The organism is Rhizobium sp. 0TCS1.26, assembly GCF_050455525.1.
GTDB lineage: Bacteria > Pseudomonadota > Alphaproteobacteria > Rhizobiales > Rhizobiaceae > Neorhizobium.
Map to the genome: position 1 here is coordinate 92,243 of NZ_JBCIYV010000001.1, position 18,417 is coordinate 110,659.

Below are 18,417 nucleotides of genomic sequence, written 5' to 3' on the forward strand. Positions count from 1 at the left end.
TGTCTGCCTCGCCTGGCTGATGCTGAGCAGCTTCCGGCTGCACACGACGGAGGGCGGCAGCGATCCGCTGCTCTATGATGTGCGCGGAGCTTTCGTGACCGGACCTCCGGCGATCTCCCGCATCCTGGTGGGCGAAACCGACCGGCTCGTCGACCGGTCGATCCGCGCAACGTTCCGCAAGACCGCACTGCCGCGCGCCATCCTCACCATCCGCATCGTCGAGACCGGCCATCTGCCGCTGGTGGTCGGCGGACGCTTTCGCGCGAAAGTGACGGTCGAAGCGACCGCCGTCGGCAATGGTGAGAAGATCGCCGCCGGCGGCTTCACCATCTCCACCTTCGCGCTCGACGGACGGCATGCGCAGGCACGGCTTGCCGAACGGATCGCCCAGCGGGTTGCCAGCGAATTCCGGCTTCAGGAGGCCGGCCCGGCGACGCTGGCGACAGCGCTCTTCCCGTAAGAGATCGCGCGCCCGGCGGGCGTACGTACCCGTGCCCGGACATCGTGTGCCTAAGAAAATCTGCGTTGAAGTGACGCGGTGCTGCGCGATCAACCCGTTGTGATGAGCCGCGAGTTTACGTGACTCCCTATTATTGCGGTGCAGCGATAACCGTCGGGCGTGGAACATCACACAGGAGAGGTCATGTCGTTGTCTGCACGTCTCAATGCCTACCAGCCGCAGGCGCTTGCCGTCCTGCGGATCATTACCGCGCTGCTGTTCATCGAACACGGCACCATGAAGCTGTTCGCCTTCCCGGCGGCGCAGATGGAAGGTCCGCTGCCGCCGCTGCTGCTGGTCGCAGCACTCATGGAAGTCATCGGCGGCCTGCTGATCGCCGTCGGGCTCTTCACCCGCCCGGTTGCCTTCCTGCTCAGCGGCCAGATGGCGGTCGCCTACTTCATGGCGCATGCGTCGAAGGGCTTCTACCCGAGCCTCAACGGCGGCGAGCTGTCCATCCTCTACTGCTTCATCTTCCTCTACTTGGTCTTTTCCGGTCCGGGCGCCTGGTCGGTGGACAATCGCAGCAAGGCCTGATCAGCCGAGCATGCGTGTTTGAAAGCTCCCGTGCCTGCCGGCATGGGAGCTTTTTTCATGGCGCGGCGATCCAGTCAGCCAGCCGGCCGGCGACCTTCTGGTTCATCAGGTACCCATAGAGGTCGTGCGGATTGGACGTCTGTCGGCCATTCTTGACGTCCTGGTAGACCCAGCAGTTGTAGATCTTGGTGTCCGTGATGCTCGATGGAGCGCCGGGCTTCGGCATCGTCCGGTAGATCGGCGCGATCCGTTCGATATGCGCGACGTAATCGTCCTGCGCGTAGAAATTGGCCCAGGTGTCGATCTGGCCTGTGGGATATTTGTCATCCTCCGAATAGCGGCCGTCGAGCAGGTTGCGCCGTACGCCCGTCTCTCCCAGCGGATTGCCGATCGTCAGCCACAGCGCGACGCGGTTGCCGCGGTTGCGCAAGGCCGCATACTCGTTCATGTGCGCGTATTTCCAAAGGATGTCGTAGGCCACCATGCAGCCCATGCTGTGGGTGAGCAGGCAGATGTCGTCACCGTCCGACAAGGCCGCCTCGAGCGTTTCGCTGAGCCGCGCCCTGATCTCGGAGCCGATACTGTGCGAGGTGAGATAGGCGCCGAGATCCGCGGTCGCCTGATTGATAAGCCAGGTGTTGAGCAGTCCGCCGGTCAGCAGAGCGCCGAACAGGCTCACGGCGTCCGCTGCCTCGTCGAGCAGCTTCCAGTCGTCCGATTGCTGCAGCACCTTCTTGTAGGTTGCGGCATCGAAGCGTGGATAGGCGTGCTCGGTCAGGGCGAAGGCATCCTCCAGCGGAGCGGACGGGAAGCAGGCGGCGTTGCCGAAGGCCGGATCCTTCGCGGTCAGCTTCTTCCGAGTGCCCGCGTCGGCTTTCGACAGGATGCGGTTGTTGATGTCGCCGTAATAGGCAAACGACACCTTTATGCGGCCATCGGAGAGGGCCGGAGCACGGTCTTGCCGTCCCGCCCGCCTCAGGCCGCTGGCGAGCGCCTGGTGGCTGAGGGTGATCAGCGCCTCGCGCGCTGGCTTGATAGACCGCCCATGGACCAGGATCAGATGTTTGCGTGCCATCGCGCGTCCCCCAACCGCCACTCGCCACCTTCGGGCGAGATGATACGCGCATGGCGGGCAGTGTCCAGAGATCTCGCCTCAGCTCGTCAACTTCAGCCCGGCGATGCCGGCGAGGATGAGGCCGATGCAGGCCAGCCGTGCAAGACTTGCCGGATCGCCGAACAGCGCGATGCCCAGCGCCACGGTGCCGACCGTGCCGATCCCCGTCCAGATTGCGTAGGCGGTGCCGACCGGCAGATCGCGGATCGCAAGCCCGAGCAGACCGATGCTGGCGATCATGCAGGTGATGGTGAGCACCGACGGCACGAGCCGTGTGAAGCCGACGGTATATTTGAGGCCGATTGCCCAGCCGCATTCGAGGATGCCGGCGAGAAGAAGATAGAACCAGGGCATGAAGTCGCTCCTTGATGATAAGAAGCGAGGCCGTCCCCGCGGGTTCATGGCACCGGGTTCGGCCGGTGCACGCGGTCGTCCGCGTGGGATTGATGTGGGACATCGGCTGCCGGCTTCAAGGCCGGCAACCGCCGAAATTCGATTGTTGTCGATCGGGCTAGAGGAGCCTTTCCGCATGCCAGCGCAGATGATCGTCCATGAAGGTTGAGATGAAATAGTAGGAGTGGTCGTAGCGGTCGTGCATCCGCAGGGTCAGGCCGATGCCGGTGCCGTCGATCGCCTCTTCGAACAGCCAGGGCCGAAGACCGCTGTCGAGAAAGCTGTCGGCCTTGCCCTGGTCGATGAGGAATTCCGGGAAGCGTGCCCCGTCCCGCACGAGGGCGCTGGCGTCGTAGGCGCGCCAGGACGCCGGGTCGGCCCCCAGATATTTTTCGAGCGCCGGCGCAGACCAGTCGGCGGTCGAGGGCTCGACGATCGGCGCGAACGCCGAGCAGCTCCTGAAGCGGTCGGGGTTCTTCAGCGCGATCGTCATCGCCCCGTGGCCGCCCATCGAGTGGCCGAAGATCCCCTGACGCCCCATGTCGACCCGGAACTGTTCGGCGATCAGCGCCGGCAGTTCCTCGGTGATGTAGGTGTACATCTGGTAGTGTTCCGCCCACGGCGCCTGCGTCGCGTCGAGATAGAAGCCGGCGCCCTTGCCCATCTGCCAGTTGGTCACCTCGTCTGCCACGTCGTTGCCGCGCGGGCTGGTATCCGGGCAGACGATGATCAGACCGAGCTCGGCTGCCAGCCGACGGTACTCGCCCTTTTCCATGACATTGGCGTGGGTGCAGGTGAGGCCGGAGAGGAACCACAGGACCGGTCGCGGCTCGGCGATCGCCTGCGGCGGCACGAAGACGGCAAAGGTCATCTCGCAGCGGCAGGCTTCCGACATATGCTGGAAGACGCCTTGCATGCCGCCGAAGGCGGTGTTCTGGGACAGGACTTTCATGGATAGACCTCCTTTGCAGGCGTTGCGGGTTGGGCGTCAGCCGGCCAGCGCCACGGCGGCGTTGACGGCCGCGGCGACGAGAACCGTGTTGAAGAAGAAGGCAAGCACCGCATGGGCGAGGTTGATGCGTCGCATTTCGGTGGTGGTGATCGTCACGTCCGAAGTCTGGGCCGTCATGCCGATGACCAGCGAAAAATACAGAAAATCATAGGCGGCCGGCTCCGGCGTCTCCGGAAACTGCAGGCCGTCCTGCAGCTGAAGCGTGCCGTCGGCCCCCTCGCGGCGCCGCCAGTAATGATGGGCGTAGTGCATGGCAAACATCGTGTGGATGGTCAGCCAGCCGCCGATCACCGACAGGAAGGCAAGCGTCACCTCGAAGAGGCTCGGATCATGGGCGCGGTTGAGGGCGTTGAACAGGGCCGCGACCGCGGCGGCGACGGCCAGCACGGTGACGATAAGGATGGCGTAGGCGGGCGCATCGTCGCGCTCGCGGCTGGTCTTCAACCGGGTGACAGTCAGGCGCGGCATACGGGCGGCGATCATCGCCAGGTAGACGACGAAGAACAGGATCGCGGAAACTTCGACCGACACCTGCGGCGCCAGGTAAAGCAGCACGCCGAGGCTGACGATCCCTGTCAGCCCGGCCGCATAGAACGGGCTCTGCCGGCGGTGGTGCCAGGCGAACGAGGTGTCGTTCATCCGCGTTCCGCCGACTGTTGCGCGCCAATCGCCTTGGCACGCCGGCACAGCCGGTCGAAGGTCGACAGGAAGGCGGAACGGTCGCGCGGCGCAAAAGGCGCGTTGTAGCCCTTGCTCTCACCGGTCTCGCGCAGGTGCTGGCCGAGATCGCGCATGGCGCTTGCCATGCCGATATTCGTTTCGTCGAACTGCCGGCCGGTCGGTCCGGTGACCAGTGCGCCGGCCGCCACACATCGCACGGCAAGCGGCACGTCGGCCGTCACCACCACGTCGCCGGCACCGGCCCGCTCGGCGATCCAGTCATCGGCCGCATCGAAGGCGCCGGACACGATGATGTTTTTCACCATCGGATCGCGCGACGGCCTCAGACCGGAATTGGCGACGAACGTCACTTCGAGGCTGTGGCGTTCGGCAACCTTCAGGACCTCGGGCTTAACCGGGCAGGCGTCGGCATCGACATAGATCAACTCAGGCTCTCCTCGCAGTCGGGAACGGCAGATTCCACGCACCCGCCATCAGTTGGTCCAGCCGATCGCATGGACATCGCCGTCGAACGCAAGTCCTGCCGACGTTTCGACGAATTCGAGCGAGGCCGGCAGGTAGGGCCGAAGACGGTCCACCGGCGGCAGCGCCTGCTCGAAGGTCGGCAGGGCGATGCTTCGCTTCACCAGCAGAACGTAGATCCGCCCGTCGTCGGTTGTCAGTTGCACGTCGCGGCAGTCGAAGCCGGCCGCAGCGAGGTGATAGAGGATGAGCCCGCTGCTCCAGATCGACAGGTCGCCGGTGACCAGCGGGTACCGGAGCGCCGGCACCGCAAGCGCCAGCGTTCCACCTTCTGCCAGCAAGACATTCAGCTGACGCAGGAAGGCCTGGGGATCCGGATGGCGTTGTAGGAGATCGATGGCGATCAGGCAGTCGAAATCGCCGTCAGCAACACCGAGCTGCGGCACGTCCCGCCGCAGCGTGACGTTCGGTGACAGGTGCGCGCTGGACTCCAAGCCGACCACCGCGGTGACCTGCTCGACCCTTGGCGACAGGAGCGCCAGCCGCGCCAGATCCTCTGTGCCGAGGTCCAGCACCGACCGGACGCGCTGGCTATTGAGCAGTCGCGTCAGCAGCGGGCCTGCGTCCAGTTGTGGATAGGCATTGGCGGGCGGCTCGATGCGGCGGCCACCATTTGCCTGGCGGGCAGCGATATCGAGCCGCGACTTCAGCATCCGGTTTTCCCGCTGCAGCGGCTTCAGCACCTGGTGCATCATGGTCTTCAGCCGCTCGACCTGGACGGCATAGGAACTGGCGTCGGTGGCGTCGAGAACGGCCTGCGGATCCTCATCCTTGCGCCGTCGCGTCGGGAAGGCAACCACCGGAGGATTGCCGGCCGGGCTGCCGATCGCCGGCTCCGGCAGCACCTGCGTCGGATCGACGGAGGATCCGTGCCGGGCGGGCGCTGCACCATGTTCGCGGCCGGAAAACACGAACGAGAAGTCGCAGTCGACATGCTGTGCGTCGGGCCCGTCGATGCTGATCGCGGCATGCACGCCATCGACCGAGGCCACCCGTGCCTGGCAGCCGGATGTCTGCGTGTCACCGGTCAGCTGCGTCATGCCGCCGGCAACCTCGATCAACGGCGGCTGGAAGACGATCAGGTAGCGTCCGGCGGATTTGCGGGCAACGTGGAAACCCTGGCCGCGCAAAACGCTGCCGTCCGCCTTCACCGAGCCAGATACGATACGCTCCGACATGCCTGCTCCTGCTGTTCGCCCACCTGCGGACGGTAACCGTGCGATGGCAGAAGGACGCCCGGATCTGTTGTTCTGGGCGTCCTTTCGAGATCGTCGAAGGGCAATACGATGCCAGTCAGTATAGCACAACCGAGCGAATGCTTTCGCCCGAATGCATGAGTTCGAAGCCCTTGTTGATGTCCTCGAGCGGCATGGTGTGGGTGATCATCGGGTCGATCTGGATCTTGCCGTCCATGTACCAGTCGACGATCTTCGGCACGTCGGTGCGGCCGCGCGCGCCGCCGAAGGCCGTGCCCATCCAGGTGCGGCCGGTGACCAGCTGGAACGGTCGCGTCGAGATCTCCTGGCCGGCGCCCGCAACGCCGATCACCACCGACTTGCCCCAGCCGCGATGCGAGGCCTCGAGCGCCTGGCGCATGACCCGGGTGTTGCCGGTGCAGTCGAAGGTGTAGTCGGCGCCGCCGATCTGGTCGGCACCGCGCTTGGTCATGTTGACGAGGTAGGGCACGATGTCGTCGCCGACCTCCTTCGGATTGACGAAATGCGTCATGCCGAAACGTTCGCCCCAGGCCTTCTTGTCGTTGTTCAGATCGACGCCGATGATCATGTCGGCGCCGGCAAGCCTGAGGCCCTGGATGACGTTGAGGCCGATACCGCCGAGCCCGAAGACGATCGCGGTCGCGCCGATCTCCACCTTTGCTGTGTTGATCACCGCGCCGATGCCGGTCGTCACGCCGCAGCCGATGTAGCAGATCTTGTCGAACGGCGCGTCGGGGTTGACCTTGGCGACCGCGATCTCCGGCAGCACCGTGTAGTTGGCGAAGGTCGAGCAGCCCATGTAGTGGTGGATCTTGTCCTTGCCGATCGAAAACCGCGAGGTGCCGTCCGGCATCAGTCCCTGGCCTTGGGTCGAGCGGATGGCGGTGCAGAGGTTCGTCTTGCGGCTGAGGCAGGACGGGCATTCGCGGCATTCCGGCGTGTAGAGCGGGATGACGTGGTCGCCCTTCTTCACCGAGGTGACGCCGGGGCCGACATCGACGACGATGCCGGCGCCCTCATGGCCGAGAATGGCCGGGAACAGGCCTTCCGGATCGGCGCCCGACAGCGTGAAGTCATCCGTATGGCAGATGCCGGTGGCCTTGACCTCGACCAGCACCTCGCCGGCGCGCGGCCCCTCCAGCTGCACGGTCATCACTTCGAGCGGCTTGCCAGCCTGAACGGCAACGGCGGCGCGGACATCCATCGTCTGTCTCCTCATTTTCGATTCCCGAACCTTCTCGCATGGCCCGGCGGACGGCTCAAGTCTTGGCGACCGTCAGTCACTCATGCGGGTGTTTCGGTCATCCGGCTTTGGCGTTGCTCGCGCCAGATGATGAACAGCCCGGAGGCAACGATGATGACGATGCCGAGCCATTTCGACGGCGTCGGGAAGTCGGCAAACAGCAGGTAGCCGAGCACGGTCGCGGAAATGATCTCGAAATACTGGAAGGGCGCCAGCAGCGATACGGAGGCGAGGCGGAAGGCGCGCACGACGAGCAGGTGGACATAGCCCGACAGCGAGCCGAGGACGACCAGCAGCACGAGCCCGAGCGACGAGGCGGGCAGAGACATCTCAAAGTCGGCAATCCCGGCCTGGGAGCCGATGACCAGCACGACGCCCATCAGCGCCGTGCCGCCGATGCCGGACATCATCTGCATGGTGAGCGGCGAATCGACGTCCCCCAGCGCCCGGTTGAGAAACAGGTAGAGCGTGAACAGGGCAGCGCAGGCGACCGGCAGCAGCGACATCCAGCCAAAGATCTCGAAGCTCGGCTGGATGACGATCATCGCCCCGCCGAAGCCCACCAGGATGGCAAGCCAGCGCCGCCAGCCGACCTTTTCGCCGAGAAACAGCGCCGACATGATTGTCAGCATGAACGGCTCGACGAAGTAGATGGCGAACACGTCGGCGAGCGGCATGTATTTGACGGCGGTGAAGAACATCAGGCTGGCGCTGGCATGCAGCGCGCCGCGCAACAGGTTCATCCACGGTCGGCGAACCGCTTTGAGGCTGCCGACGGTCATGAAGAACAGAGGCGCCAGCACCACCAGCTGGAAGAAGAATCGGTAGAAGGTGACCTGGCCGGGCGACATGGTCTCGAAGGTCGCCATGTACTTGGCGATGGCATCCATCATCGGCAGGACGATCATGCAGCCGGCCATCAGGGCCATGCCCTTGACGGAGCTGTCGGTCGAGGCGGAAACGGCGGTCATGGGTGAGAATCCTGTGGGGCTCCGTTCAACCACGCGACAGGGTGGTTCGGCAAGCCGGGCGGGTGCGGTCCGGCTAGGAAAGGTGCGCCCAGGAAGACGGGCAGGGACGGGCAGCCCTCGTCCTGCCACGACGCCTTGCTATCTCAGTCAGCCGCGATCGATACTGGTCGCGCCAAAAAGCTCCTCGAAGGCCTCGCGAAGGCGCATGTCGACGTCATGCATCATCACCAGCATGCCGAGATCCTCAAGGCTGGTGACCCCGTAGGCGGAGATGCCGCAGGGCACGATGCCGGAAAAATGCGTGAGATCCGGATCGACATTGATCGACAGGCCGTGAAAACTCACCCAGCGGCGCAGGCGGATGCCGAGCGCTGCGATCTTGTCCTCCGTCACCGTGCCATCGGGCAGCGGCGGCTTTTCCGGCCGCCGGACCCAGACGCCGACCCGGTCCTCGCGCCGCTCGCCGCGAACGTTCATCGACGCAAGCGTGCGGATGATCACCTCTTCAAGCGCCGCCACGTAGGCGCGCACGTCCTGGCGCCGGCGCTTCAGGTCGAGCATCACGTAGGCCACCCGCTGTCCCGGCCCGTGGTACGTGTACTCGCCGCCGCGCCCTGTGGAAAACACGGGAAAACGATCGGGCTCGATGAGGTCTTTCGAATCGGCGCTGGTGCCCGCCGTATAGAGCGGCGGATGCTCCAGCAGCCAGACCAGTTCGTCGGCGCGGCCGTCGGCGATCGCCGCAACCTCGGCATCCATCACCGCAAGCGCCTCCTCGTAAGGGACGGGCGTGTCGGAAATCCGCCAGCGGATCGGGGCGGATCCGTCGGCCGGCAGCATCGAGAGGTTGAGATCGGTGCGGGTCGTCATGTGTCGTACTCTTCGTATCGGTCGCCATCGCGCGCTGTCGTCCGGCGCTCGCGGATGCGGGCTTTGCCTATACAGGAATTCCTGCAGAAATTTTATCTTTCAGAAAACTGTCACGGCACACTTGCGCGGCGGAAATCCCTTTGCTAGATGCTCCCTCGCCGGCGACAAACCGGCCTACCACGATGCGGTCGTGGCGGAATTGGTAGACGCGCAGCGTTGAGGTCGCTGTGGGGCAACCCGTGGAAGTTCGAGTCTTCTCGACCGCACCAAAAGAACCCGGCGCAAGCCGGGTTTTTTGTTTTCCGGCAATGGTTTCCCGCAAGAGGCTGAAAAGCAGCATCAGCCACCGCGCAGATCGAAAATCCGGCTGCGTACAGGCAGCCTCGCCAGACGCAGTGCCGGACCGCGAGCTGGCAGATAAGGGCGGTGGACCATCAACCTGCCACCAGGTCCGCCCCACCACCAACATCCACGGAGCCCGTCAATGGGTGGAGACGGCCTCGTCGTCGTCGAGGAACGATTCGATCCCGTCGCGCTCGGCGGTCGCCAGAAACTCTTCCCATGCCTCCTGGTCGGTCGAAAAGGTATCCTCCCAGGTCGTCACGTCTTCCTGCTGGGAGATCACCTCGAGGCTCCAGCCGTCTTCCGTGCCGGCCGGGCGAAAGATATCCACCAGTACGGTTATTCCATTGTCCTCGAATTCACCGGAGAAGTCTGAGTGCTCGAGCTTTGGCGTCTTGGTCATCGAAGTCTGTCCTTTGGGATCACGGCAGGCCGGCGCCGGCTGTGATCAGATGGTCGGGTCGGTGAACTGGAGTAGGCGATCATTCCAGATCCGGGATCTCGCCGGCCTGGAACAGCACCACGGGCGGACCGTATTCGCCGATCAGCGGATCGGCTTCGCGGCTCCAGGCGACCACGCCGGCATACTGGTCGGCCATCGTGCGGGCCTCGCGCCTTGCCCGCTCTTCCGTATCCACCTGGCGCGGGTCGAAGGCCGGAACAAGTTCGCCGTCGTCGCTCTTCACGAATGCCGCGAGAACGATCAGCTTGGCTTTGGTCGACATGATTTTTCCCCAACTCGTGTACCGCATATATGCTTACCGGGTTTTCACGAGGCAAGGGGCATCGTCCCGGACGAGGTCGATCCGGTCCACTGGTGCGGCGATACGAGGCGTGGAGGGCGGGCGGAAAAAGTCGTTGACGCTTGCCGAAGCTGACCTCCCTATCATGACGGAACTCACGTCAGGGATGGAATCATGGTCGAGATCAGGATGAAGACGCGCGCCACCGGCGCGAGCGCCGTACTTGGCGTGCGCGGGCATGCGGCGCTGAAAACGGTGACCGGCGGAACGCTGGAGGTGGTGACCGGCGTCAACGAACCGGGCTTCAACCCGCTCGACCTCCTCTATTCGTCGCTTGCCGCCTGCCTGGTGCTGAGCGTCAAGGGCGCGGTGATCCAGCTGCAGATGCTGGAACGTTTCGAAGGGTGCTCGGCGGAGGTTACCGGCGACAAGGCGCATGACGAGCCGTCACGCGTCGAGACGTTGCATGCGGCGATCAGGATCGGCGGAAATTTCAACGACGAAGAACGCCAGGCGATCGTTACGCTCGCCAAGCAATTGTGCACGGTAAGCAACACGCTGGCGCTCGCTCCAAAGATGGAGATCAGCGCCAGCCGGCTGTAGGATCGGCGATCAGTCGTCGTCGGGGATGAGGCTGTCGATCCCGAGCAGCGTCAACTCGTTGACCACGCGCCCGACGCCCGGCATGCGCTTGACGCGCGCGACGATCTTGCGGGCCGTCGCCTCGTCGTCGACCTCTCCCTCGATGGTCACCGTGGTGCCGTCGGCGCGGATGTCGATGGTTTCCATGGCGACGATGTCCAGCGCCTCGATCGCCTCGCTGACCCGCTCCTCGAGATCGTCGCTCTCTTCGACCCCGACGGTTGCCGGCGTTTCCGGATCGTCGACTGGCTCCTCGAGGCCGGTCTCGTCGGCGTTGTCGACCTGGAAACCCTTGTTCCGGTCGCGGTCGAGGTTGGCGTTCGAATCGCCGTAGGCGGCGTTTCCGACTGGCGCCGCGGCGGCGCCGGCAGCATCGGCATACGGCCAGCCGTCATCGATGTTGCGCGTGTCGTAGTCGCGATAATCTTCCTCGCGAGAGATGTCCTTGACGTCCTTGTTGACCGGCATGCGGGTGATCTCCTGTCATTGGCTGGTGCCATAACGTGCGGAGGGGCCGTTGGTTCGACGCCATCAGAGAGAAGAATGCTTCTCCCATTTGCGCACCAGGCGATCACGCTTCAGGCGCGACAGCCGCTTCAGCCAGAAGATACCGTCCAGCTGGTCGATCTCGTGCTGGACGCAGGTGGCGAGGAAGCCGTCCGCCTCGGCCTCGTGAGGGTGTCCCGTAAGGTCCTGGTAGCGGAAGCGGATGGCCAGCGGCCGTTCCACCTCCTCGGTGAAGCCGGGCATCGACACGCTGCCCTCCGTATGCCGCTGGCGCTCCTGCGAGGCCGACAGGATCTGCGGGTTGATGTGCACGAGGACCGGCGCGTCGGCCGACAGATGGATCACCGAGATGCGGCTCAGCTCGCCGATATGGGCGGCGGTGATGCCGACGCCCGGTGCCGCGCGCATCGTCTGCAGCAGGTCGTCGCAGAGGCTGGCAAGAGCGGCATCGAAGGTCTCGATGGGATGGCAGGGCTGCGACAGTCGCGCGTCGGGATAGCGGAGAATGGGGCGGATCGTCACGGCTTTGCAGGTTCCACAGGCGGTTTGTCCGGCCCGGTCGCCGAGAGGCTGGACCGGGGCGCCGGATTGGTCTAGCACGGTTGTCGCGGGTGCGCAGCGATCTTCGAGTGCCCGTGCTATCCGATTGTTGAAAATCAGTTTTCCGCGGACGTTTCGGCCTGGAGCCGAAGCGGCGTGGTACGGATGCGGGGAAGGGCGGCATGACGAACATCGAAGACGAGCGCGTCCGCGCCTCAGCCGAGACGAACCATGACGACATCTACGGCGAAGACGGTTCCGTTCGCGCCGATTACCTTGCGCTGGTCGGCGCCGCCATTGCCGATCGCGACCTGCTGTTCCTGCGCGCCAACGTCGCCGACCTGCACGAATCCGAACTCGGCGACCTTCTGGAATCGATGCAGCCGGATCAGCGCATGGCGCTCGTCCGGCTCCTGGGCAACGAGTTCGACCTCACGGCGCTGACCGAGGTCGACGAGGCGATCCGCCTCGAGATCGTCGACCAGATGCCGAACGAGCAGATTGCCGCGGCCATCGGCGAGCTCGATTCGGACGATGCCGTCTACATTCTCGAAGACCTCGACAAGGAGGACCGTGAGGACATCCTCGCGCAGCTGCCGTTCACCGAGCGGGTGCGCCTGCGCCGGGCGCTCGACTATCCGGAAAGCTCCTCCGGCCGCCGCATGCAGACCGAGTTCGTCGCCGTGCCGCCGTTCTGGACGGTCGGCCAGACGATCGACTACATGCGCGACGAGGACGATCTGCCGGAAAGCTTTACCCAGATTTTCGTGATCGACCCGACCTTCAAGCTGCTCGGCGTCGTCGATCTCGACCGGATTCTGCGCACCAAGCGGCAGACGAAGATCGAAGCGATCATGCGCGAGACGAACTATCCGATCCCGGCCGACATGGACCAGGAAGAGGCAGCGCAGCTGTTCGAGCAGTATGACCTGATCTCGGCCGCCGTCGTCGACGAGAACGGCCGGCTGGTCGGCGTGCTGACCATCGACGATGTCGTCGACGTCATCCAGGAGGAGGCGGAAGAAGACATCATGCGTCTCGGCGGCGTCGGTGACGAAGAACTGTCCGATACGGCGATCGACATCTCGCGGTCGCGCGTGCCGTGGCTTCTCGTCAACCTGCTGACGGCGTTTCTCGCCGCCTCAGTTATCTCGCTGTTCGAGGCCACGATCGAGCAGATCGTCGCGCTCGCCGTCCTGATGCCGATCGTCGCCGGCATGGGTGGCAATGCGGGCTCGCAAACCATGACCGTCACCGTGCGGGCGCTCGCCACCCGCAATCTCGACATTCACAACGCCTGGCGCGTTGTGCGCCGCGAGGCGGGCGTTGGCCTGCTCAACGGCATGATCTTCGGCATCCTGATCGGTATCGCAGCCGGTGTCTGGTTTCAGGATTACAACATCGGCGGCATCATTGCCGCGGCGATGCTGATCAACATGATGGCCGCAGCGCTGGCGGGCATCATGATCCCGCTGCTGCTGGACAAGATCGGCGCCGATCCGGCGGTCGCCTCGGCGGTCTTCGTCACCACCGTCACCGACATCATCGGCTTCTTCTCGTTCCTCGGACTGGCGACCTGGTGGTTTTCCATCAGTTGAGGGCAACTCGCCGTCTCGCCCGAGCTGTCCCGCCGTTGCCGCCCAAAATTGACTTGCACGTAAAAGTCAAATATTTTGGCGGCCTCATTGGGATCACGGCGTGAATAAGTACTATACCATCACTGAACTGACGCGGGAATTTGGTGTTTCAACCCGGACCCTGCGTTTCTACGAGGATGAAGGTCTGATCCAGCCGGAACGTCGGGGGCGCACCCGGCTGTTTCGCACCGCCGACCGGCGGCTGATCCAGGAAATCCTCCGCGGCCGGCGCATCGGCTTCACGATCGCGGAGATCCGCGAGATCATCCAGGTCTACAAGGAGCCGCCGGGCGAGCTGGGTCAACTCAAGATGCTGATGAAGCACGTCGACCAGAAGCGCGACGAACTGCGCCAGAAGCGCAAGGACATCGACGAGACGCTGAGCGAACTCGATCATGTCGAGGAAGCCTGCCTCACACGTCTTGCCGAAATCGGCGTTAGCACCTGATCGGAACATTTCACCGACACAGTGTCCCCGCGACAGCCGCCTAGCGGCTGTTCATCGTGCATTCGCCGGAAATCGACAGCACCCGCTCGTCCGTCGAGGGATCGATCTCGCCGCGCTGCATCGGCTCGAACAGCGACTGTGCGACCAGACGCTCCGCCGTGCAGGCGCAGAAGCGCCGGCAGAGCCCGGCCTCGTTGCCGCCCACCGTGCACGTAGCCTCGCAACTGCGGTTATACGCGTCGATCGGGTCCGGCGCCGGCGCCGGATGGACCAGCGAGGCAAGGTAGACGAGGCCGATCAGCACCGGCTGGTGGATCAGGTAGAAGGCAAGGCTGTGCCGTCCGGCAAGCGTCAGCAGGTTAGGCTTCTGCTGCCAGGAGGCCATGCGCTGGAAGCCGCCGCTCCGCTTGAGGAAACCGGACACCGCGACGCCGGCGAGCACCACGCCGAACCAGGGAAACAGCGGCACGTAATCATTGGAGCGCGGCGGCGTTTCGGCCAGCCCGATCCAGGCGAGCCATGGCGTGTTGAATGCCGCCGAGCGTAGCACACCCGGCATAACCCAGCCATCGATGACGAAGGCAGCGCCGATGGCTATCGCAACAACTCCCGTGACAGCCGGCGGCAGGCTCAGGAAGGCCAGCGCCAGCAGGCTGGAAGCGGCGATGTTGTGCAGGATGCCGAAGAAGATCCACTCCTGCGGCAAGGCCACATAGGTCCCGATGCTGATCACCAGCGCCGCCGCCGCGACCGCTGCGAACCGTTTGGCAAACGACCGCCAGCGGATCTGCGGCTGGTGCGCCAGCACCAGGCTGAGGCCGACGAGGAACAGGAACGACGTCGCGATCGACCGCGCGTAGAGCTTCCAGAGCCCTTCGGTCGCCGTACCCGGCTCGATATAGCCGAAGAACTCCAGGTCCCAGGTGAAGTGGTAGGAGGCCATGGCGATCAGCGCCAGGCCGCGCAGGGTGTCGATCAGCGGGATGCGCGGCGTCCGCAGGATACCGCCAGAGGGTTCGGGAGATGACACGCGATTTCCTATTCTCGGTCTTTTTGCCCGCCGACATCCATCAGAGCCAGGCGTGCTTCGGAAAAGAACTGCCGCCGGGTGAGAACGAAGATCACGAAGGCCGTCGACGCCATGAACATATAGGGCCCGATGAACCAGCCGAGATAGCCGATTGACAGAAAAATCGTTCGCAGGCCGGCGTTGAAGTGGCGTGCCGCAATGACGTTCATGCGGAACACCTTTTCCGCCGCGCGCTCGGCGGCGGCCCGGTCAACCTGCGCGTCGCCCATCATCGGCAGTGCGCCGAACAGGATCGTGCAGTAGTTGAACAGCCGGTAGGACCAGCCGAACTTGAAGAAGGAATAGCCGAACATCGCGGTCAGTCCGGCCACCTTGAGCTCGAATGCGACGCGGCCGCTGTAGTCGACGATGGCAAGGTCGCGGAACACCGCATCCACCCGGTCGGTGGCCCCCAGCAGCGCAAAGCAGCCGCCGATGGCAAAGATCGAGGTGGAGGCGAAGAAGGCGGTGCCGTTCTGCAGGCCGGCCATGATCTGTGTGTCGATCATCTTCAGGTCGCGCCGGAGCGAATTGAAGATCCACTGCCGGCGGTGTTCGGCCATCGCCTGGTTGAGGCTGCGCCTCGACAGCTTCGGGGTGCCGCTGGTCAGCCAGGAATAGCCGAACCAGAGCGTGGCGAAGAGGGCGAGAGCGACATAATCGGCTGTGTTCATGGCGATCCGAGGCATGGCGATGAGGATGGCAAGCTATGCGTCAGATCGCTGCCGATCTCAAGCGGCCAGAGGATCATCAGGCTTTTGGCCGGCAAACAGGACGGCGACCGTGTGCAGACACAAATCTGTCATTTTTTGCGGTTGCGAAATGTGTCATCCGTTAATATAGGGTTAAGCGCCGTCGCCGGTCCGACCGGCATGGCCTAAACGGAGAGATCATGGAAGACAGTGTTCAGAAATCCTGCTGGAGCGTGACCATCAAGGCGCTCTTCGGTTTTGCCGGCGTGCTCGCGCTCGCCTACCTGTTCGGCAGCATCTGAAATTTCTTTGTCTTCATGACCGATGTCCTTGATGGTGAGCGTCCGGCCCGGACGATGACCGGAGGATGTTTCTGTCGCCGCTGCCGCATCGGGTGTCGGTGCGAACCCTAGACATGCGCCGCTATCCGGTTAGGCTTGCACGACAAGACGCGCCCACGATCGGTGCGGCGTCCCGGGATACCCATTCATGTTTCTATCCGTCTTCGACGTCTTCAAGATCGGCGTCGGTCCGTCGAGTTCCCACACCATGGGACCGATGTCGGCAGCCAATCGTTTCCTCGACCTCATCCTGTCAGACGACTGGCCAAGGCCGGCCGGCGCGCGTGTGGCATCCCTGAAGGCCAGCCTGCACGGCTCGCTGGCATTTACGGGCATCGGCCACGGCACGGGACGCGCTGTGGTGCTCGGGATGATGGGGGAGCGGCCGGATACGGTCGATCCGGACCACATGGATGCGATCATCGAGGAGGTCGAGCGCACCGGCCGCGTCACGCCTGCCGGTCATCCCGGCTATGACTTCCAGCCGAAGACGGACCTCGTCTTTGATCGCAAGCAGCCGCTGCCGGGCCACGCCAACGGTATGAGCCTGTCCGCCTTCGACAAGGACGGACGGCTGCTCCTCAAGCGGGTCTACTATTCGATCGGCGGCGGCTTCGTGGTCACCGACACAGAGCTCGAGGCGATGCGCGGCGAGAAGACGACGTCGACCGACCGGGTACCCTATCCCTTCGCCAGCGCCCGGCAGATGCTCGAGATGGCGCGCGCCTCCGGCCTCAGCATCGCCGATATGAAGCGTGCAAACGAATTGACGAAGATGAGCGGCGAGGCGCTGGATGCCGGCCTCGACCGCATCTGGGAGGCGATGACCAGTTGCATCGATCGCGGCCTGAAGGTCGACGGCATCATGCCGGGCGGCCTCAACGTCCGACGCCGGGCACGGTCCATCCACGACAAGCTGGTTGCCGAGCAGCGGAGCAACCGTCTCAACCCGCTGCTCGCCAACGACTGGCTGAGCGTCTACGCGATGGCGGTCAACGAGGAGAATGCCGGCGGCGGGCGCGTCGTGACGGCGCCGACCAACGGTGCGGCGGGCGTCATCCCCGCGACCATCCGCTACTTCCAGCATTTCCACGAGGATGCCTCGGCCGAGGATATCCGCACTTTCCTGCTGACGGCGGCGGCCATCGGCGGCATCATCAAGCACAACGCCTCGATCTCCGGCGCCGAAGTCGGCTGTCAGGGGGAGGTGGGATCGGCCGCGGCGATGGCGGCGGCCGGACTGGCTGCGGTGATGGACGCCTCACCCGAGCAGATCGAGAACGCCGCGGAGATCGCCCTCGAGCATCATCTGGGCATGACCTGCGATCCGGTGGCCGGCCTCGTGCAGGTGCCGTGCATCGAGCGCAACGCGCTGGGTGCGGTCAAGGCGGTCACCGCCGCGTCGCTGGCGGTGAAGGGCGACGGCAGCCATTTCGTGCCGCTCGACGCGTGCATCGAGACGATGCGCCAGACCGGCAATGACATGAGCGAGAAGTACAAGGAAACCTCGACCGGCGGCCTGGCGGTCAACGTCGTCGAGTGCTGAGCGTGCGCAAGTGCCGCAGCGACGCACCGGCCTCTTGACCCCGACCGCGGATCGGTCTTGAAGCAGGTCATGGCTCTCAATCTCATCAAGCTCTGCGTCGGCGCAGACAGTCTCCAGGATCTCCGGGAATGGGTCGGCGAACGCTCGCTGTCTGCGATGGCGGCCGGCCTGGAGCCGCACAGCACCCACACCACCCGCATGGTGCCGAAGCGTGTCGAGGAACTTCTCGGAGGCGGTTCGCTCTACTGGGTGATCAAGGGGCAGGTGACGGCACGCCAGCCGCTGCTCGGCATCGAGACCTTTACCGGTGGCGACGGCATAGGCCGCTGCAACCTGGTGCTCGCGCCGACGATCATCGAAACGGTGCCCCAACCGAGACGCCCGTTCCAGGGATGGCGCTACCTGACGACGGAGGACGCGCCGCGTGATCTTGGAGACATCGGCGACGACATGGCGTCGATGCCGGAAGACCTGAGGCGCGAGCTCGCCGAGCTCGGCCTCCTGTAGGATCAGCGTAGGCGCAACCGCAGCGGCGCGCTGCCGCTGCGTGCGCAGACATGCAGGTGTATGCGGATTACCGGCTGCGAATGACGCCAGGCGCGAGCGCCGTGCGACAGGAGCATGGCGACCAGGTCGCGGGTGCGTTCCTTCGGGCGGTTGATGCCGATCGCCGTAAGGCGCAGAGCCGCCTCATGCAGCGGGTGAAGGGCGCTGCCCTTCATTTTCGATTTCGTCCCGGCAGGCGGGAGGAAGTCGAGGTTATTCTCGTTCATTGCCATGTTGACCTCGTAACGCAAAACAAATCGAGGATCGGTCTTCGGAGCAGCACACGCTCCTTGCGGGCCGGCGAA

Annotated in this window: 23 protein-coding genes and 1 tRNA gene; 8 read left to right on the forward strand and 16 right to left on the reverse strand. The window is 64.4% G+C overall.

Annotated features, from left to right (window positions below; all coding sequences use genetic code 11):
- Positions 1–19 precede the first annotated feature (19 nt).
- Together AAIH46_RS00485 and AAIH46_RS00490 are read left to right on the forward strand one after the other, a co-directional pair.
- Positions 20–460, forward strand: coding sequence for a hypothetical protein (locus tag AAIH46_RS00485; protein ID WP_430303535.1), 441 nt, complete (start codon positions 20–22; stop codon positions 458–460).
- Between the two features lie 183 nt (positions 461–643).
- Entirely contained in the window at positions 644–1,036 is a 393-nt protein-coding gene (locus tag AAIH46_RS00490; RefSeq protein WP_430303536.1) for a DoxX family protein, read from the forward strand.
- A 55-nt stretch (positions 1,037–1,091) separates the two neighbouring features.
- Here AAIH46_RS00490 and AAIH46_RS00495 read toward each other — a convergent pair whose 3' ends face one another.
- From AAIH46_RS00495 to lipB, 9 genes are all read right to left on the reverse strand, one after another.
- A complete protein-coding gene (locus AAIH46_RS00495; protein ID WP_430303537.1) occupies positions 1,092–2,111 on the reverse strand; it encodes a hypothetical protein in 1,020 nt (339 codons plus the stop codon).
- A 78-nt stretch (positions 2,112–2,189) separates the two neighbouring features.
- Positions 2,190–2,504, reverse strand: a complete 315-nt coding sequence (gene sugE / locus AAIH46_RS00500) for a quaternary ammonium compound efflux SMR transporter SugE (protein ID WP_430303538.1) — start codon at positions 2,502–2,504, stop codon at positions 2,190–2,192.
- A 157-nt stretch (positions 2,505–2,661) separates the two neighbouring features.
- Complete coding sequence (gene fghA / locus AAIH46_RS00505) at positions 2,662–3,495, reverse strand: S-formylglutathione hydrolase (protein WP_430303539.1); 834 nt, start codon at positions 3,493–3,495, stop codon at positions 2,662–2,664.
- A gap of 36 nt (positions 3,496–3,531) precedes the next feature.
- A complete protein-coding gene (locus AAIH46_RS00510; protein WP_430303540.1) occupies positions 3,532–4,194 on the reverse strand; it encodes a DUF1345 domain-containing protein in 663 nt (220 codons plus the stop codon).
- Positions 4,191–4,661: a YaiI/YqxD family protein gene (locus AAIH46_RS00515; protein ID WP_430303541.1), complete on the reverse strand. Its 471-nt coding sequence runs from the start codon at positions 4,659–4,661 to the stop codon at positions 4,191–4,193. The genes AAIH46_RS00510 and AAIH46_RS00515 overlap by 4 nt, the downstream gene beginning before the upstream one ends.
- A gap of 48 nt (positions 4,662–4,709) precedes the next feature.
- On the reverse strand, positions 4,710–5,936 hold the full coding sequence (locus AAIH46_RS00520) for a class I SAM-dependent methyltransferase (protein WP_430303542.1): 1,227 nt from the start codon (positions 5,934–5,936) through the stop codon (positions 4,710–4,712).
- 115 nt (positions 5,937–6,051) lie between these two features.
- Positions 6,052–7,179, reverse strand: a complete 1,128-nt coding sequence (locus AAIH46_RS00525) for an S-(hydroxymethyl)glutathione dehydrogenase/class III alcohol dehydrogenase (RefSeq protein ID WP_430303543.1) — start codon at positions 7,177–7,179, stop codon at positions 6,052–6,054.
- An 80-nt stretch (positions 7,180–7,259) separates the two neighbouring features.
- A complete protein-coding gene (locus tag AAIH46_RS00530) occupies positions 7,260–8,189 on the reverse strand; it encodes a DMT family transporter (protein WP_430303544.1) in 930 nt (309 codons plus the stop codon).
- Positions 8,190–8,336: 147 nt separating this feature from the next.
- Positions 8,337–9,059, reverse strand: a complete 723-nt coding sequence (gene lipB / locus AAIH46_RS00535; RefSeq protein WP_430303545.1) for a lipoyl(octanoyl) transferase LipB — start codon at positions 9,057–9,059, stop codon at positions 8,337–8,339.
- 184 nt (positions 9,060–9,243) lie between these two features.
- On the opposite strand from lipB, the gene AAIH46_RS00540 reads away from it, so the two are divergent.
- A tRNA-Leu gene (locus tag AAIH46_RS00540) sits at positions 9,244–9,328 on the forward strand.
- A gap of 212 nt (positions 9,329–9,540) precedes the next feature.
- Here the strand turns inward: AAIH46_RS00540 and AAIH46_RS00545 are convergent.
- Positions 9,541–9,804, reverse strand: a complete 264-nt coding sequence (locus tag AAIH46_RS00545; RefSeq protein ID WP_430303546.1) for a hypothetical protein — start codon at positions 9,802–9,804, stop codon at positions 9,541–9,543.
- 79 nt (positions 9,805–9,883) lie between these two features.
- Positions 9,884–10,126, reverse strand: a complete 243-nt coding sequence (locus tag AAIH46_RS00550) for a hypothetical protein (RefSeq protein ID WP_430303547.1) — start codon at positions 10,124–10,126, stop codon at positions 9,884–9,886.
- Positions 10,127–10,318: 192 nt separating this feature from the next.
- On the opposite strand from AAIH46_RS00550, the gene AAIH46_RS00555 reads away from it, so the two are divergent.
- On the forward strand, positions 10,319–10,747 hold the full coding sequence (locus AAIH46_RS00555; protein ID WP_430303548.1) for an OsmC family protein: 429 nt from the start codon (positions 10,319–10,321) through the stop codon (positions 10,745–10,747).
- Positions 10,748–10,756: 9 nt separating this feature from the next.
- Here AAIH46_RS00555 and AAIH46_RS00560 read toward each other — a convergent pair whose 3' ends face one another.
- Both AAIH46_RS00560 and AAIH46_RS00565 read right to left on the reverse strand, forming a co-directional pair.
- Positions 10,757–11,254, reverse strand: a complete 498-nt coding sequence (locus AAIH46_RS00560) for a BON domain-containing protein (protein WP_430303549.1) — start codon at positions 11,252–11,254, stop codon at positions 10,757–10,759.
- 63 nt (positions 11,255–11,317) lie between these two features.
- The gene (locus AAIH46_RS00565) at positions 11,318–11,815 is read right to left on the reverse strand and encodes a peptide deformylase (protein ID WP_430303550.1); all 498 of its coding nucleotides are present in this window, start codon (positions 11,813–11,815) and stop codon (positions 11,318–11,320) included.
- 200 nt (positions 11,816–12,015) lie between these two features.
- Between AAIH46_RS00565 and mgtE the strand changes: the two genes are divergently transcribed.
- Both mgtE and AAIH46_RS00575 read left to right on the forward strand, forming a co-directional pair.
- On the forward strand, positions 12,016–13,431 hold the full coding sequence (gene mgtE, locus AAIH46_RS00570; RefSeq protein ID WP_430303551.1) for a magnesium transporter: 1,416 nt from the start codon (positions 12,016–12,018) through the stop codon (positions 13,429–13,431).
- Between the two features lie 100 nt (positions 13,432–13,531).
- Positions 13,532–13,918: a MerR family transcriptional regulator gene (locus AAIH46_RS00575; RefSeq protein WP_430303552.1), complete on the forward strand. Its 387-nt coding sequence runs from the start codon at positions 13,532–13,534 to the stop codon at positions 13,916–13,918.
- 40 nt (positions 13,919–13,958) lie between these two features.
- Here AAIH46_RS00575 and AAIH46_RS00580 read toward each other — a convergent pair whose 3' ends face one another.
- Together AAIH46_RS00580 and AAIH46_RS00585 are read right to left on the reverse strand one after the other, a co-directional pair.
- Positions 13,959–14,948: a heparan-alpha-glucosaminide N-acetyltransferase gene (locus tag AAIH46_RS00580; RefSeq protein ID WP_430303553.1), complete on the reverse strand. Its 990-nt coding sequence runs from the start codon at positions 14,946–14,948 to the stop codon at positions 13,959–13,961.
- An 8-nt stretch (positions 14,949–14,956) separates the two neighbouring features.
- Positions 14,957–15,661, reverse strand: a complete 705-nt coding sequence (locus tag AAIH46_RS00585; protein WP_430303554.1) for a DUF599 domain-containing protein — start codon at positions 15,659–15,661, stop codon at positions 14,957–14,959.
- A 507-nt stretch (positions 15,662–16,168) separates the two neighbouring features.
- On the opposite strand from AAIH46_RS00585, the gene AAIH46_RS00590 reads away from it, so the two are divergent.
- Positions 16,169–17,566 (forward strand): L-serine ammonia-lyase, encoded by a 1,398-nt coding sequence (locus AAIH46_RS00590; protein WP_430303555.1) that lies wholly within the window; start codon positions 16,169–16,171, stop codon positions 17,564–17,566.
- Positions 17,567–17,635: 69 nt separating this feature from the next.
- A complete protein-coding gene (locus tag AAIH46_RS00595; RefSeq protein WP_430303556.1) occupies positions 17,636–18,073 on the forward strand; it encodes a DUF1489 family protein in 438 nt (145 codons plus the stop codon).
- Between the two features lie 2 nt (positions 18,074–18,075).
- On the opposite strand, the gene AAIH46_RS00600 is transcribed toward AAIH46_RS00595, so the two are convergent.
- Positions 18,076–18,345, reverse strand: coding sequence for a hypothetical protein (locus tag AAIH46_RS00600; RefSeq protein ID WP_430303557.1), 270 nt, complete (start codon positions 18,343–18,345; stop codon positions 18,076–18,078).
- Positions 18,346–18,417 lie beyond the last annotated feature (72 nt).